Annotated in this window: 10 protein-coding genes and 1 tRNA gene; 8 read left to right on the forward strand and 3 right to left on the reverse strand. The window is 68.3% G+C overall.

Features of this window, described 5'->3' with window-relative positions:
• The first annotated feature begins 111 nt into the window (after window positions 1–111).
• From ACT4MF_RS00455 to ACT4MF_RS00470, 4 genes are all read left to right on the forward strand, one after another.
• A complete protein-coding gene (locus tag ACT4MF_RS00455) occupies window positions 112–984 on the forward strand; it encodes a hypothetical protein (protein ID WP_099256374.1) in 873 nt (290 codons plus the stop codon).
• A gap of 99 nt (window positions 985–1,083) precedes the next feature.
• Window positions 1,084–3,021 (forward strand): DNA topoisomerase (ATP-hydrolyzing) subunit B, encoded by a 1,938-nt coding sequence (gene gyrB, locus ACT4MF_RS00460; RefSeq protein ID WP_444681438.1) that lies wholly within the window; start codon window positions 1,084–1,086, stop codon window positions 3,019–3,021.
• Complete coding sequence (gyrA, locus tag ACT4MF_RS00465; protein ID WP_099256376.1) at window positions 3,018–5,582, forward strand: DNA gyrase subunit A; 2,565 nt, start codon at window positions 3,018–3,020, stop codon at window positions 5,580–5,582. The genes gyrB and gyrA overlap by 4 nt, the downstream gene beginning before the upstream one ends.
• A 174-nt stretch (window positions 5,583–5,756) precedes the next feature.
• Window positions 5,757–7,769: an AMP-binding protein gene (locus ACT4MF_RS00470; RefSeq protein ID WP_099256377.1), complete on the forward strand. Its 2,013-nt coding sequence runs from the start codon at window positions 5,757–5,759 to the stop codon at window positions 7,767–7,769.
• A gap of 39 nt (window positions 7,770–7,808) precedes the next feature.
• Here ACT4MF_RS00470 and ACT4MF_RS00475 read toward each other — a convergent pair whose 3' ends face one another.
• Window positions 7,809–8,279: a redoxin domain-containing protein gene (locus ACT4MF_RS00475; protein WP_099256378.1), complete on the reverse strand. Its 471-nt coding sequence runs from the start codon at window positions 8,277–8,279 to the stop codon at window positions 7,809–7,811.
• Between the two features lie 189 nt (window positions 8,280–8,468).
• Here ACT4MF_RS00475 and ACT4MF_RS00480 point away from each other — a divergent pair, with 189 nt between their 5' ends.
• Both ACT4MF_RS00480 and ACT4MF_RS00485 read left to right on the forward strand, forming a co-directional pair.
• A complete protein-coding gene (locus ACT4MF_RS00480; RefSeq protein ID WP_099256379.1) occupies window positions 8,469–8,753 on the forward strand; it encodes a Sec-independent protein translocase subunit TatA/TatB in 285 nt (94 codons plus the stop codon).
• 53 nt (window positions 8,754–8,806) lie between these two features.
• Window positions 8,807–8,879 (forward strand) — tRNA-Arg (locus ACT4MF_RS00485).
• Between the two features lie 190 nt (window positions 8,880–9,069).
• On the opposite strand, the gene ACT4MF_RS00490 is transcribed toward ACT4MF_RS00485, so the two are convergent.
• Together ACT4MF_RS00490 and ACT4MF_RS00495 are read right to left on the reverse strand one after the other, a co-directional pair.
• Window positions 9,070–9,771 carry a DUF1405 domain-containing protein gene (locus ACT4MF_RS00490; protein WP_099256380.1) on the reverse strand — a complete coding sequence of 234 codons (702 nt, stop codon included), beginning with the start codon at window positions 9,769–9,771 and terminating at the stop codon, window positions 9,070–9,072.
• Window positions 9,772–9,824: 53 nt separating this feature from the next.
• Window positions 9,825–10,433, reverse strand: a complete 609-nt coding sequence (locus ACT4MF_RS00495) for a trimeric intracellular cation channel family protein (protein ID WP_099256381.1) — start codon at window positions 10,431–10,433, stop codon at window positions 9,825–9,827.
• Window positions 10,434–10,575: 142 nt separating this feature from the next.
• On the opposite strand from ACT4MF_RS00495, the gene ACT4MF_RS00500 reads away from it, so the two are divergent.
• Both ACT4MF_RS00500 and ACT4MF_RS00505 read left to right on the forward strand, forming a co-directional pair.
• Entirely contained in the window at window positions 10,576–10,899 is a 324-nt protein-coding gene (locus ACT4MF_RS00500) for a DMT family transporter (protein ID WP_099256406.1), read from the forward strand.
• Window positions 10,900–11,078: 179 nt separating this feature from the next.
• On the forward strand, window positions 11,079–14,738 hold the full coding sequence (locus tag ACT4MF_RS00505) for an ATPase, T2SS/T4P/T4SS family (RefSeq protein WP_444681439.1): 3,660 nt from the start codon (window positions 11,079–11,081) through the stop codon (window positions 14,736–14,738).
• Window positions 14,739–14,761: the final 23 nt, after the last annotated feature.

The following is a 14,761-nucleotide window of genomic DNA, read 5'->3' on the forward strand; positions in this document are numbered from 1 at the left end:
GCCTCCCGCCCGCGGTCCCCGGGGGGCGTCTCCCGGCCGCGGCTTCGCGGACGACCCCCAAGAGCCAACCCCCTCCGGAACGCACGCTTCGACGACGCATCGTCGCCACCCATGCGCTCGTTTCCACCCCTCCCCGACGTTCGCGACTCGCGGGCCCCCGATGCCCTCCTCAGCGGCCACCTCTGGCTCCTCGAACTGATCGACGGGACGGGACTCCGGTTCCGGATGGAGGCGTCGGGACTCCTCCGCTTCGGCGACCCGGAGACGACGTACGGGGACCCGGGGGCGGCCCCGGTCGCGCTTCGCCCCGCTGTCAGGGACGTCCGCGAGCGGTTCGACCGCGACGCCCTCCGAGACGCGGTCGACACCCCCGAGGGCGTGACGTTCTTCGGCGTCGCCACCCACCACCGCGGGACCGACTACGACTGGGATCGGCTCCCGCCGTTTCTCGGAACGGACGTGTGGATCGGGACGCATGAGGGGTCCGAGTCGGAGGCGCGGGCGGGGGCGTTCCGGCCGCCCGACGCCGCCGCGGCCATCTTCGAGGGAGTCGGGCTCGATCCGGTGAACGCGATCGAGCGCGAGGTGAACGGTCGGGACTTCGATCCGGAGGCGTACGCGGTTCCCCAGTCAGCGTGGCGTGACGGGCCGGCCGCCGGCGTCGTCGTGCGAAACAAGCGCGGAGGGCGAGGGGTGATCCGCGCGGCGGACGGACCGACGGACACGGGCGCGGAAGCCCCGGCGGTCGACGATCCGGAAGCGATCGCCGCGACGTACGTCACCGACGACCGGTTCGAGCGCGTCGTCGAAGCCCTCGATCGGCGGGGGGAAGAGCCGACCGTCGACGCGGTCGCCGACCGGATCGTCGAGGCGATCGCGAGGGAGACGCCCGTTCGGTTCGCGGGCGGCGGCGGGAGCGCCGACCCGGCCCGGGTCCGCACCGCGGTCATCGAGCGGACCCGGAGGAGGCTCGACGACCGGTAGGTTGCCGGGACCGTCACGTACTGGTACATTGTTGCGCTCTCACGCCCGCGCGCGTGCGCCGGCTTTATAACCCGGCACCGACTAGCCCCGTCAAGTTCTATGCCAGAGCAGAGCGACTACGGAGCCGGCCAGATCCAGGTCCTCGAGGGCCTGCAGGCCGTCCGTAAACGTCCGGCAATGTATATCGGGTCCACGGACGGCCGAGGGCTCCACCATCTCGTCTACGAGGTCGTCGACAACTCCATCGACGAGGCGCTCGCGGGGTACTGCGACGAGATCACCGTCACGATCCACGACGACGGCTCCGTCAGCGTCAGCGACGACGGCCGCGGGATCCCGGTCGACACCCACGAGAAGTACGACCGCCCGGCGCTCGAAGTGATCATGACCGTCCTCCACGCCGGCGGGAAGTTCGACTCCAAGTCCTATCAGGTCTCCGGCGGGCTCCACGGCGTCGGGGTCAGCGTCGTCAACGCCCTCTCCGAGCGGCTGGAGGTCGAAGTGAAACGCGACGGCGGCGTCTACCGCCACGAGTTCGCCCGCGGCGAGCCCGTCGAAGGCGGGTTCGAGCGCGTCCGCGACATGGACGAGGGCGAGGACACCGGGACGTACATCCGGTTCTGGCCCGACACGGAGATCTTCGAGACGGACGAGTTCGAGTTCTCGACGCTCGCCAACCGCCTGCGCGAGCTGGCGTTCCTCAACTCCGGCGTCGCCGTCTCGCTCGTCGACGAGCGAGACGAGGAGGCCGTCGACGACGCGGGCGAGGAAGAGACGTTCCGCTACGAGGGCGGCATTCGGGAGTTCGTCGGCTACCTCAACGAGACGCGGACGCCGATCCACGACGAGGTCATCTACTTCCAGGACGAGCAGGACGACATCCACGTCGAGGTCGCGATGCAGGCGACCGAGGAGCTGCAGGGCTCCGTCCACGCGTTCGCGAACAACATCAACACCCGCGAGGGCGGGACCCACCTCACCGGCTTCAAGACCGCCCTGACCCGCACCGTCAACGACTACGCCAACGAACACGGGCTCGTCGACGACCTCGACGCGAACCTCAAAGGCGAGGACGTGCGCGAGGGGCTCACGGCGGTCATCTCGGTGAAACACCCCGACCCGCAGTTCGAGGGGCAGACGAAGACGAAGCTCGGCAACAGCGAGGTGCGCGGCATCGTCGAGTCCGCGACCCACGAGAAGCTCGGGACCTTCTTCGAGGAGAACCCCGACACCGCCCGGAAAGTCGTTCACAAGGCCGCGGAGGCCGCCAGGGCGCGCAAGGCCGCGAAGAAGGCAGAGGAGCTCACCCGACGGAAGTCCGCGCTGGAGTCGACGGCGCTGCCCGGCAAGCTCGCCGACTGTCAGACCCGCGACCCCACCGAGGCCGAGCTGTTCGTCGTCGAGGGCGACTCCGCGGGCGGCTCGGCCAAGCAGGGCCGCAACCGCGAGAATCAGGCGATCCTCCCGCTCAAGGGGAAGATCCTCAACGTCGAGAAACACCGGCTCGACCGCATCCTCGAAAACGACGAGATCCGCGCGCTGATCACCGCGATCGGCGCGGGGATCGGCGAGGAGTTCGACATCGACGACGTTCGGTACAACAAGATCATCATCATGACGGACGCCGACGTCGACGGCGCCCACATCCGGACGCTCCTGCTCACGCTGTTGTACCGCCACATGAAGCCGCTTCTCGAAGCGGGCTACGTGTACGCGGCCCAGCCGCCCCTGTACCGCGTCCGGTACCGCGGCGAGACGTACGACGCGATGACGGAGGCGGAGCGCGACCGGATCGTCGAGGAGAAGTGCGACGGCAGCCCGGACCAGGTCCAGCGGTTCAAGGGGCTCGGCGAGATGAACCCCGACCAGCTGTGGGACACGACGATGGACCCCGAGAACAGACGGCTCAAGCGGATCAACATCGACGACGCCGCCGCCGCCGACCGGATGTTCAACGTGCTGATGGGTGACGCTGTCGAGCCGCGCAAGCAGTTCATCAAAGAGCACGCGACCGAGGCGGAGTGGGTGGACATATGAGCTCGGACGTCCCCGACGTCGACGCCAGCGACGTTCGCGCCGCGCAGGTGACGAACGCCCGCATCGAAGACGAGATGGAGCAGTCGTACATCGACTACGCGATGTCGGTGATCGCGGGTCGCGCGCTCCCCGACGTCCGCGACGGGCTCAAACCCGTCCACCGGCGCATCCTCTACGCGATGCACGAGGCGGGCGTCACCAGCAACTCCTCGCACCGCAAGTCCTCGTCCGTCGTCGGCGAGACGATGGGCGACTACCACCCGCACGGCGACAGCGCCATCTACGACACGCTCGCCCGGATGGCCCAGGACTTCTCGATGCGGTACCCGCTCGTCGACGGGCAGGGGAACTTCGGCTCCGTCGACGGCGACCCGCCGGCGGCGATGCGGTACACGGAGGCCCGCATGGCCCCCATCGCCGAGGAGCTGCTGTCCGACATCGAGCGCGACACGGTCGATTTTACGTCGAACTACGACGACCGGCTCGAGGAGCCCGAAGTGTTGCCCGCGGCGCTCCCGCACCTGCTCGTCAACGGCTCCTCCGGGATCGCGGTCGGGATGTCGACGAACATCCCGCCGCACAACCTCGGCGAGGTGATCGACGCCACCGTCGAGCTGATCGAGGACCCCGACTGTACCGTCGAGGACCTGATGGAGCACGTCAAGGGGCCCGACTTCCCGACCGGCGCGAACATCGTCGGTCGGAACGCGGTCCACAAGGCGTACAAGACGGGGCGCGGACGGCTCCGCGTCCGCGCCGAGTTCGAGGTCGACGAGGAGGAGGGACGGATCGTCATCTCGGAGCTCCCCTTCCAGCAGAACAAGTCACGCCTCGTCGAGCGCATCGCCGAGGACGTCAACGAGGGGGCGATCGAGGGGATCCGCGACCTCCGCGACGAGTCCGACCGCGACGGGATCCGCGTCGTCGTCGAGCTCAAGCGCGACGCGATGGCGGAGGTCGTCAAAAACCAGCTGTTGGAGAGCCACCTCGAACGCACCTTCGGCGTCATCAACCTCGCGTTGGTGGACGGCTCGCCGCAGGTGCTGAACCTGAAGGAGACGCTCGAACACTACGTCGAGCACCGCCGCGACGTGGTCCGGCGGCGCTCCGAGCACGAACTCGAGGAGCGCGAGGACCGCGCGCACATCCTCGAAGGGCGGCTGAAGGCGCTCGAACAGGTCGACGACGTGGTCGAGACCATCCAGGACTCCGACGACCGCGACGCCGCGAAGGCGGCGCTGGAGGCCGACTACGAGTTCAGCGAGGCGCAGGCGGCCCACATCGTCCGGATGCAGCTCGGCTCGCTCACCTCGATGGAGACCCAAGAGATCGAGTCCGAGTACGAGGACGTGACCGCGCGGATCGAGCGGCTGAAGACGATCCTCGCCGACCCCGACGAGCTCGATCAGGTGATCATCAGCGAGCTCCGGGAGATCAAAGACGAGTACGACGACGAGCGGCGCACGAGTTTCATCGAGGACGTGGGCGACGTGACCCACGAGGACCTCATCCCCGAGGAGGAGTGCGTCGTCATGATGAGCGAGGACGACTACATCAAGCGGATGTCGCTCGACACGTTCCGCGCGCAGAACCGCGGCGGGAAGGGGATCATCGGCACCGACCTCAAGGAGGGCGACCGCGTCTCCTCCGTGTTCGCCGCCAACTCCCACGACTACCTGCTCGTGTTCACCAACCGCGGCCAGATCTACGAGCTGAAGACGTACGAGATCCCGGAGATGTCCCGGACCGCTCGCGGGAAGTCCGCGGTCAACCTCCTCGACCTCGACGACGGCGAGGAGATCGAAGCGGTCGTCAACACCGACGACCTCGACGACGACGAGTTCCTCACGATGGTCACCCGCGACGGGTACATCAAGCGGACCGCCGTCGACGAGTTCGGCAACATCCGGTCGACCGGGATCCGGGCGATCCGGCTGGAGGACGGCGACGAGCTCGTCGACGTGGAGGTGACCGACGGCGACACCGACATCGTCATCGGAAGCCGGAACGGGATGGCGATCCGGTTCGACGAGGCGGAGGCGCGGGCGATGGGCCGCACGGCCCGCGGCGTGATCGGCATCGACCTGCGCGAGGGCGACGCGGTCGCCGGGGTCGCCGCCATCGACGACGACTACCACAACTGGGTGCTCACCGTCACCGAGAACGGCTACGGGAAGCGCTCCGATCTGGACGAGTACCGCCTGCAGTCACGCAACGGGAAGGGCCTGATCGACATCAAGACCGGCGACCGCAACGGCGAGTCGGTCGCCATCGAAGCGGTCACCTACGGCGACCACCTGATCGCGATGAGCGACGACGGCCAGATCATGCGGACCCGCGTCGAGGAGATCTCGACCGTGAGCCGCAACACGAAGGGCGTCATCGTCATGAACCTGGATCCGGACGACACGGTCGCCTCCGTCGACATCGTTCCCGAGTCGGCGTACGCCGAGACGGACGACGACGAGACGGATGACAGCGAGGCTGACGACGACGCGGCAGACGACGGCGAGGCCGGCGACGCCAACGACGGCGAACCGGCCGACGAGACCGACGAGTAGCCTCGTCGGAGCGGCGCGCAGCAGCCTTCTCAGTTCTCAGCGCGCTGTTGTGCTCACGGGGAGAGAGACGCCGTCGACGGCGGGAGCGTCTCGGTCTCCGGTGCGTGCGCCGATCCGCGGTAGCCGAACGTGCAGGAAAATTACTTACGGTCACCGCGAAAACGGCCGAACGAGATGGACGAGTACGAGGGGATAGACGAGGTCGTACACGAGCCGACCGAGGCGTTCGCCGAGTCGACGAACGTCGCCGCGTTCATGCGCGAGTACGGGATCGACGACTACGAGGCGCTGATCGAGCGCACCACCTCGGAGGTCCCGGGCGAGCCCGAGTCCGGCGTCGACTGGTTCTGGGACGAGGTCGTCGACTACCTCGACATCGACTTCTACGCCGACTACGACAGGGTGCGCGACGACGCCGACGGCCCGCAGTTCACCGACTGGTTCCCCGGCGGCGAGATCAACGTCGCGCACAACGTCGTCGACCGCCACGCCGCCGTCGACTCGCCGAACCGCAACCGGGTCGCGCTGATCTGGGAGGGGGAGCCCGGCGACGTGCGGGAGGTCACGTTCCACGAGCTCAAACGCGAGAGCGACCGCGTCGCCAACTACCTGGAGTCGGCCGGGATCGAGACGGGAGACACGGTCGGGCTGTACATGCCGATGGTGCCCGAGGTCGTCTCCATCCTCTACGGCTGCCTGAAGGTCGGCGCGATCGCGGTGCCGATCTTCTCCGGGTTCGGCACGGAGGCGACAGCGACCCGGATCGCGGACGCCGAGCCGTCGGTCCTGTTCACCGGAGACGGGTTCTACCGGCGCGGGAGCGAGGTGCGGCTGAAGGCGACCGCGGACGCGGCGATCGAGGAGGCCGGCCGCGTCGAGGAGGTCGTCGTCTACGACCGGCTCGGGGCGACGCCGCCCGGCGGTGCTGACGACCCGATCCCGTGGGACGCCGAGCGAGACGTGACGTGGGAGGAGGCGGTCGGGTCCCAGCCGGTCGGCTACGAGACGAAGCGACTCCCCAGCGATCGGGAGTCCATGCTGTTGTACTCCTCCGGGACCACCGGCGAGCCGAAGGGGATCGTTCACACCCACGCGGGCGTTCTCACGCAGTGCGCGAAGGAGATCCACTTCGGGTTCGATCAGAAGCCCGCGGACCGGTTCTTCTGGGTCTCCGACATCGGGTGGATGATGGGGCCGTGGACGCTGATCGGCAACCACGCCTTCGGCGGGACGGTGGTGATGTACGAGGGCGCGCCGGACCACCCGGAGCCGGACCGGTTCTGGGAGATAATCGACCGACACGGAATCACCCAGTTCGGCATCTCGCCGACCGCGATCCGCGCGCTCCGCAAACACGGCGATGAGTGGGTGGAGGACCACGACCTCTCCTCGCTCCGCGTCCTCGGCTCCACCGGCGAGCCGTGGGACCCCGAGTCGTGGCGGTGGTTCTACGACGCGGTCGGCGGGGGCGACTGCCCGATAATCAACATCTCCGGCGGCACGGAGATCTGCGGCTGCTTCCTGATGCCGATGCCGAACCAACCCCTCAAACCGTGCACGCTCGGCGGTCCGGGACTCGGGATGGACATCGACATCGTCGACGAGGCCGGGGAGTCCGTCAGGGAGTCTGGCGAGCGGGGGTTCCTCGTCGCTCGCGACTCCTGTCCCTCGATGACCAAGTCGCTGTGGTCGGGCGACGAGCGATACATCGCGGAGTACTGGTCGACGTGGGAGGGCCTCTGGGACCACGGCGACTTCGCGCAGAAGGACGACGACGGGTTCTGGTTCCTCCACGGGCGCGCCGACGACGCCCTGAACGTCGCCGGCCGGAAGGTCGGACCCGCCGAGATCGAGGGGGTGCTCATCGACCACGACGCCGTCAACCAGGCCGCCGCGGTCGGCGTCCCCGACGACACCACCGGGACCGCGGTGGTCGCGTACGTCGTGCTCGAACCCGACGCCGAGCCGAGCGACGACCTCCGCGAGGAACTCCGGGCGCTGGTCGGCGAGGAGCACGGGAAGCCGTTCCGACCGCGCGAGCTCCTCTTCGTCGACGCCTTCCCGAAGACGCAGTCCGGAAAGATCATCCGGCGCGCGATCGAGTCGGTGTACAGGGGTGAGGATCCGGGCGACCTCTCGTCGATGGAGAACCCGGAGGCGCTGGAGGAACTGCGCGATCCCGCCTGAGCGACCGGCCGCGCGGTCGGCGGCGAGGACGGGCGTCCGCTACGCGTTCGCGTCGTCGACCGCGGCTTCGACCGCGTCGTAGTCGGGCTCCTGTCCGGGGGAGTCCGCGAGCCACCGGTAGGTCACGACGCCGTCGCCGTCGATCACGAAGACCGCGCGACGCGCGACCGTATCGACGCCGTAGTGGTCGAACGACTCGACGACGTCGTACGCCTCGATCGCGCGGTGCGCCGGGTCGGCGACGAGCGCGAACGGGAGGTCGTACTGCGAGCGGTACGCGGTGAGCGCGTGCGGGAGATCGGTGCTCACGCCGAGCAGCGTGCAGTCGTCGCGGTCGAAGCCGTCGCGGAGCGCCTCCATCTCGTCGGTGCAGGTGTTCGAGAAGGCGGCCGGGAAGAAGGCGAGCACGACCGGCTCGTCGCCGAGGCGGTCAGACAGATCGAACGGTTCGATCTCGTCGGTCACGATCGAGGCGGTGAACGTCGGGGCGTCGTCGCCGACATCTGGCATACCGATCGGTTGCGCCCCCGGGGCATCATCGTTTCGCCGTCGGCAGCCGATTCGGGGGGATTACGAGACGGATATCAGCGAACCCGAAACCGCCACGATCTGCAGTCTCGGTGGCGTTTCGGTGGGATTCGCGGGGCGGGTATCGAGGCAAAAAGACTATAGTCGCAAGAGGGCTACGGTCGTGTAGAGATGGTAAGTGCGATTCCACTGATCGGCGGCATCCCGGCGGGCCCGGAGCTTCTCATCATCCTGCTCGTGTTGGTCCTGCTGTTCGGGGCGAACAAGATCCCGAAGCTCGCTCGCTCGACCGGCCAAGCGATGGGCGAGTTCAAGAAGGGGCGAGAACAGGTCGAGGAAGAACTACAGGAGATGCAGGGCGACGAGGAGGACGAGACGCCGATCGAGACCGACTCCACGGTCGAGGACGAGGACGACGAGTTCGAGACCGAAACCGAGAAAGAGACCAGCGCGTAATCGGCTCCACGGCGCCGACCGATCCCCGCAGCGACATTTTCTCCACCCGTCTCGGGCGCGTGGCCTAGCGGACAGGGCGAGAGGTTCCTAACCTCTCGATCGCGGGTTCGAATCCCGTCGCGCCCGCTATCTGCGAACGAAGTGAGCAGTAGCGGCACAAGCGGGATTCGAAACAGGGAGCGGAGCGAGCGAAGTGACTGAGGTTCGAATCCCGTCGCGCCCGCTCCTTCGCTGACGCTCAGTCACGATCGCGACTGACTCCACGCTCACTACGTTCGCTCGCGTGGATCCCGCCGTGTCCGTCGGTAAACTGTTCTCACGGGTCGTCGTCGAGCCGCCGGAACGATCGGCTCGCGAGCCACACCGACCCGACGCCGATCGCGAGCGTCGCCCCCGCGAGCAGGGGACCCGGATCGTAGAGGAGCGGGGGGTGGTAGCCGGCGCCGTAGTCGAGTCCGACGTTGGCGACGACGAGCGCGAGCGCGAGAGCCAGCGCGCCGCGGGTGGTCCGGCCGAACGCCGGGAACAGCAGGGCGAGCCCCACGAAACAGAGGTGGGTACCGAGCACGCCCCAGTAGTAGATCCACGCGTCGGGAGCCGCGACGTACTCGCCGAACGCGAGATTCAGGGAGACGAGCGGCCAGAGCCCGAACTGGACCAACCACACGAACCCGAGGGTCTGGAGGTGCGCGAGCCCGCGCGAGGTCGGAGCGTCGGTCACGCCCTCCCCGCGGCGAACCGTCGGAGCGAGAGTTAGAAGCGCGGCCCCGCCGAGCGCGACCGCGACCGCCGAGTCCGCGTACAGCGGCCACAGCGGGACCGGGACGCTACCGGCGGTCGGCGCGTAGTACGCGATCCCGACCGCGAGCATGAAGGCGGTGAACGCGAGCACGACCGCGAGGCTCCGCGTCGTGCCGAGCAGCTCCTCGGCGATCGCCTCGCGGACGCGCCGCCGAACGGACGCGTGTCGGAGGCGGCCGAGCGACCGGAGTCCGCCGGAGGCGTCGGAGCGTGTCACACCACTCGGTTCGCCCGCGACGACCTAAAGGCCGCCCTCTCGGTCCGATCGCGTCACTCCCGCCGCAGGTCCAAGCTCTGTGCCGTCGGGAGGGTCCAGCCGTACGTGACCGCGGCCAGTCGGGTCCCGACCGTCACGGCCGCACACGCCGCGGCGGCGGTCCCGGCGGTCGCGCCCGCCGCTCCCGCGACCCAGTACGCGCTCCCGCCGAGGACCGCACAGCTCGCGTAGAAGTCCTCGAAGAGGATGAACGGGGCTCGATCGAGGAGGATGTCGGCGAACGCCCCGCCGCCGACCGCGTTGATCGTCGCGATCGCCACGACGCCGAACGCCGACACGCCGACCCCGGTCGCGACGATCGCGCCGGCCGTCGCGAACGCGGCCAGTCCGATGGCGTCCGAGACGACGGTAACCGGATGCGTCTCCGGTGCGGAGAGCACGGCGTTCAGCCCGACCGCCAGGGCGACGCCGAGTAGCCCCAACCCGATCTCGATGGGGGACTGAAGCGCGAGCGGAACGCGGGCCACGAGGAGGTCGCGGGTCGCGCCGCCGACGAACGCCATCGCCAGCCCGACGATGACGATCCCGAGCAGGTCGAACTCCTCGCGGATCGCCTTCGACGACCCGACGAGCGCGAACGCGACCAACCCGATCGTGTTCATCACGGCGAACGGGTCGCCGAACAACACCGAAGCGAAACCCAGACTCACTGTCGCCGGCTACGACCGCGAGACCCATGAGTGTGCCGTCGTGTCCGCAGCCCGCATCGAAAGCCTTCTCGACGCAGTGGACGAACTCGGCGTGATGTCGTGGCTCATCCTGTTCGTCGCCGGCCTGTTCGAGATCGCGTGGGCCATCGGACTGGAGTACTCCGACGGCTTCACCGAGCCGCTGCCGACGGCGGGCACGATCGCTGCGCTCGTCGTCAGCATGGTGTTGCTCGGGAGGGCGGTACAGGACCTCCCGATCGGGACCGCCTACGCCGTGTGGACGGGGATCGGTGCCGTCGGTACCGCGTCGCTCGGCGTCGTCCTGTTCGACGAGCCGGCGACCGGCGCACGCCTCCTCTGTATCTCCGTGATCGTCGTCGGCATCGTCGGGCTCCACCTCGTCTCCGGGGGCCACTGAGGGGTCCATCATCGGTCCGCGGCCCCCGCTTCGATCTCGCCCCGGACTATATAAATGGTTGACAAGTCGTCGATCGCCGGACCCCCCTCTAGATGCGCGCCACAGACCGCGATTCATGGATTATCAGTCGCGGTGTTTTGCGAGACACCTTTTTCAACGGGCGAATCGTGCACGCACGTATGACTGCCGAGGACGCCGAGCATTCGCCCTTCTCGCCCGACGAGACGGCGGAATCTCCGGCGTCTGACCGGCTGACGGCGGATACTCCGGTGTCGGTGGGGCGATTCTCGTGGCGCTCGTTCCTCCGCGACCGCGGGCGCGAGGACGCCGCGACCGAGCTGTACGCCGACATCGGCGAGGCACCGGTCGTGCCCGCGACCTCCGTCGCCGCCCACGTCGAGGAGGGCGTCGACCGGGTGGTCCGCGCCGCCGGCGTCGACGAGCCGTACACGGCCGACGGCGACACCGCCGTTCCGGGACACGGTACGCCCGAGGCGGGGACGCTCGTGATCGGTCCGGACCACGTCGTTCTCAGCGGCGCGGCCGTCGTCCCCGCCGGGACCTCGACCGCGGCGGCGACTTCCGAACCCGAAGCGGAGCCGGTTGACGAGGCGGAAGACACCGAAGGGGAGGTACAAGCGGGCGGCGAGGGGGAAGAACAAGCAGGCGACGAGAAGGAGGCACAAGAGGGCGACGACGTGGACGAGGGCGACAGCGGCGGCGTCGGTGAAGGAGGCGACGGAGAAGAAGGCGGCGGAGAGGCAGGCGAAATCGAGGGCGGCGGAGAGGCAGGCGAAATCGAGGGCGGCGGAGAGGCAGGCGAAATCGAGGGCGGCGGGACCGCGGACGAGACCACGGAACGGCCCGGCATCGCGGTCGACGGCGCGGGGGTCTCGGGGGTCGTCGTCGCCGCGGCCACTGAGGTGGAGTCGGTTCCGCGACGCGCACCGACGAGCGAGGAGTGGGATCGGGTCGGCGTGGACCCGAGCGACTTCCTCGGGTTCGACCCGTCGGAGACGGCGTTCCGGTTCGGGGGCGCCGCGGCCGTGGGAGACGTGCTCTGGGACCTCTGTTCGGCCCGGTACAACCTCTACGAGGTGCCGGTGCTCAAGGGGTACTACACGTGGGACGACTACCGCGACGAGTACTTCCTCGACGAGGACGGGAACCCGCCGGCCGAGGAGAACGAGGAGGGCGAAGCGGAGCCGCTGGCGTTCACGCACGACGACAAAGTCGAGGCGCTGGGGTTCGATCCCGACCGGACGGAGGAACTACTGGGAGCGGGTGGCGCCGCCGCCGCCGACCTCGCGGAGCTGGTCGACGAGCGCACCGTCAACGTGAACCCAGAGGTCGACGAGGACGCGTTCTTCTCGACGGACGAGGGCCACACCACGCTCGCGAACCGGTACGACTTGGAGAAGGCGGTGCCGATGCCGAAGAAGCGTCACTTCCGCGAGATCGAGCGGTACTGGGTGAACAAGCCGTACGCCTTCGTGATCGTGTTCCGGTCGACGAAGGAGAACGAGGTGAAGTACTACGCAGTCCAGCCGTACCGGACCGAGATCGAGACCGACCTGATCGAGTTCCTCACCGGGAAGCTCCGGACGTCGATCAAGTACGCCGACGAGTCGATCGCGGGCGGCGACGAGGCGTTCCGCGAGGGCGTGATCGTCGACGAGACGCTGACGCTGCTCGACCGGTACGACCTCTACGAGCGCGCGGACGACACCAGAGGCCCCGTCGACGACCTCGTGGACGACCTCGTGGACCGCTTCGGCTTCGACCTCACGGAGGGGATCGCCGGGCGGATCTCCGAGTCACTCGGGTACGAACCGCCGACGGAGTCGAGCCCGACCCCCGAGAAGGTGCTCGCTCGACCCGAGCCGGCGGTGCTCGCGGAGGACCCGAAGACGCTCTCGGAACATCAGGTCGAGAAGCTGCTGTACTACCTCAAGCGGGACTTCATCGGGTACGAGCGCATCGACCCGATCAAGTACGACATCAACGTCGAGGATATCTCCTGTGACGGGTACAACTCCCCGGTGTTCGTCTACCACTCCGACTACGAACAGATCATCACCAACGTCTACCACGGGACCGACGAGCTCGACGACTTCGTCGTGAAGCTCGCGCAGCGCTCCGGGAAGGGGATCTCGAAGCGCCGCCCGCAGGTGGACGCCACGCTCCCGGACGGCTCCCGCGCCCAGCTCACGCTCGGACGCGAGGTGTCGGACCACGGCACCAACTACACGATCCGGCAGTTCAACGACGTGCCGTTCACCCCGATCGACCTGATCAACTGGAAGACGTTCTCGCTCGACGAGATGGCCTTCCTCTGGCTCTCGATCGAGAACCACAAGAGCCTGATCTTCGCGGGCGGCACCGCCTCCGGGAAGACGACGAGCCTGAACGCCGTCTCCCTCTTTATCCCCTCGAACTCGAAGATCGTCTCCATCGAGGACACCCGCGAGGTGGAGCTTCCCCAGCGAAACTGGATCGCCTCCGTCACGCGCCCCTCCTTCTCCGACGACGACAAGGGCGACATCGACGAGTTCGACCTGCTGGAGGCCGCGCTCCGCCAGCGCCCCGACTACATCGTGATGGGCGAGATCCGGGGCGAAGAGGGGCGCACGGCCTTCCAGGTGATGTCGACCGGCCACACCACCTACACGACGTTCCACGCCGACACGGTCGGCGAGGTGCTCAAGCGGTTCACCACCGACCCGATCAACGTCTCGAAGACGATGTTCACCGCGCTCGATCTGGTCTCGGTCCAGACCTCCACGCGGGTGCAGGGGAAGAAGGTGCGCCGGAACAAGTCGCTGACCGAGATCAACCACTACGACGCCGAGAACGACGAGATCAACGTCCAAGACGTGTTCCAGTGGCAGGCGGAAACCGACGAGTTCCTCCAGATGGGCGACTCGAACACCCTCGAAGACATCATGTTCGACCGCGGCTGGAGCCGCGAGACGCTGGACGAGGAGCTCCGGAAGCGCCGCGTCGTGTTAGCGTACCTCATCGACCGCGGGCTCAACAGCTACGCGCAGGTCGCGGCGACGTTCCAGGCGTTCATCAACGACCCGGAGACGGTGCTCGCGCTGATGGCGAACGAGGAGCTGGAGCGGTCGCTCGAGGACCTCCGCGAGATGGAGTCGGTGCTGATCAACGTCGACCGCGACAAAGAGGAGATGGTGCCGCGACCGGAGCCGGACGAGGCGGGCCGGGAGGAGGTCGAGGGGATCCTGGAGTCGGCCGAGGACCTGTTCGCGGAGTACCGCGGTCGGATGCCCGACTCCGTGGCCGACGCCCTCCTCGATGTCGCGCCGGCACCCGACGTCGAGGCGGAGCCCGGCTCCGAGCGCGAGGCGCTCGCGCAGGCGGCGGACGAGGCCGCGGCGGCGGACGCCGACGCGGACGAAAGGGACAGTCCGGACGACGCGGACGACAGCGCGGACGACGCGGACGACGCGGACGAAAGGGACAGTCCGGACGACGCGGACGACACGACCGACACGGACGGAGCGATCGACTTCGACGAGCCGTTCGACGGCGGGATCGACGTGCTCGATTCGGCTCCGGAGCGGGAGTCGGAGCCGGCTCCGGAGCCTGTTTTAAACGGCATCGACGCCGGCGACAAGACGGCTGTCGACGGCATCGATTCCGAGGAAGGTGGAAGCGCAGCACGCGGCGGTGAGGATGACGACGCCGAGAGCGCTGGTGAGAGTGAGGACGCCGAAGGTGACGGCGAGGAGAGGCAGGACGAGGAGGGGGAGGGCCGCGACGAAAGCATCGACGACTGGGGCTTCGGGTCCGTCGAATCCCCGGAGGAGCGGTAGTCCCGTGGTCCGAGCGAGGTGGG

The organism is Halorubrum sp. FL23 (genome assembly GCF_052439115.2).
GTDB classification, from domain to species: domain Archaea; phylum Halobacteriota; class Halobacteria; order Halobacteriales; family Haloferacaceae; genus Halorubrum; species Halorubrum persicum.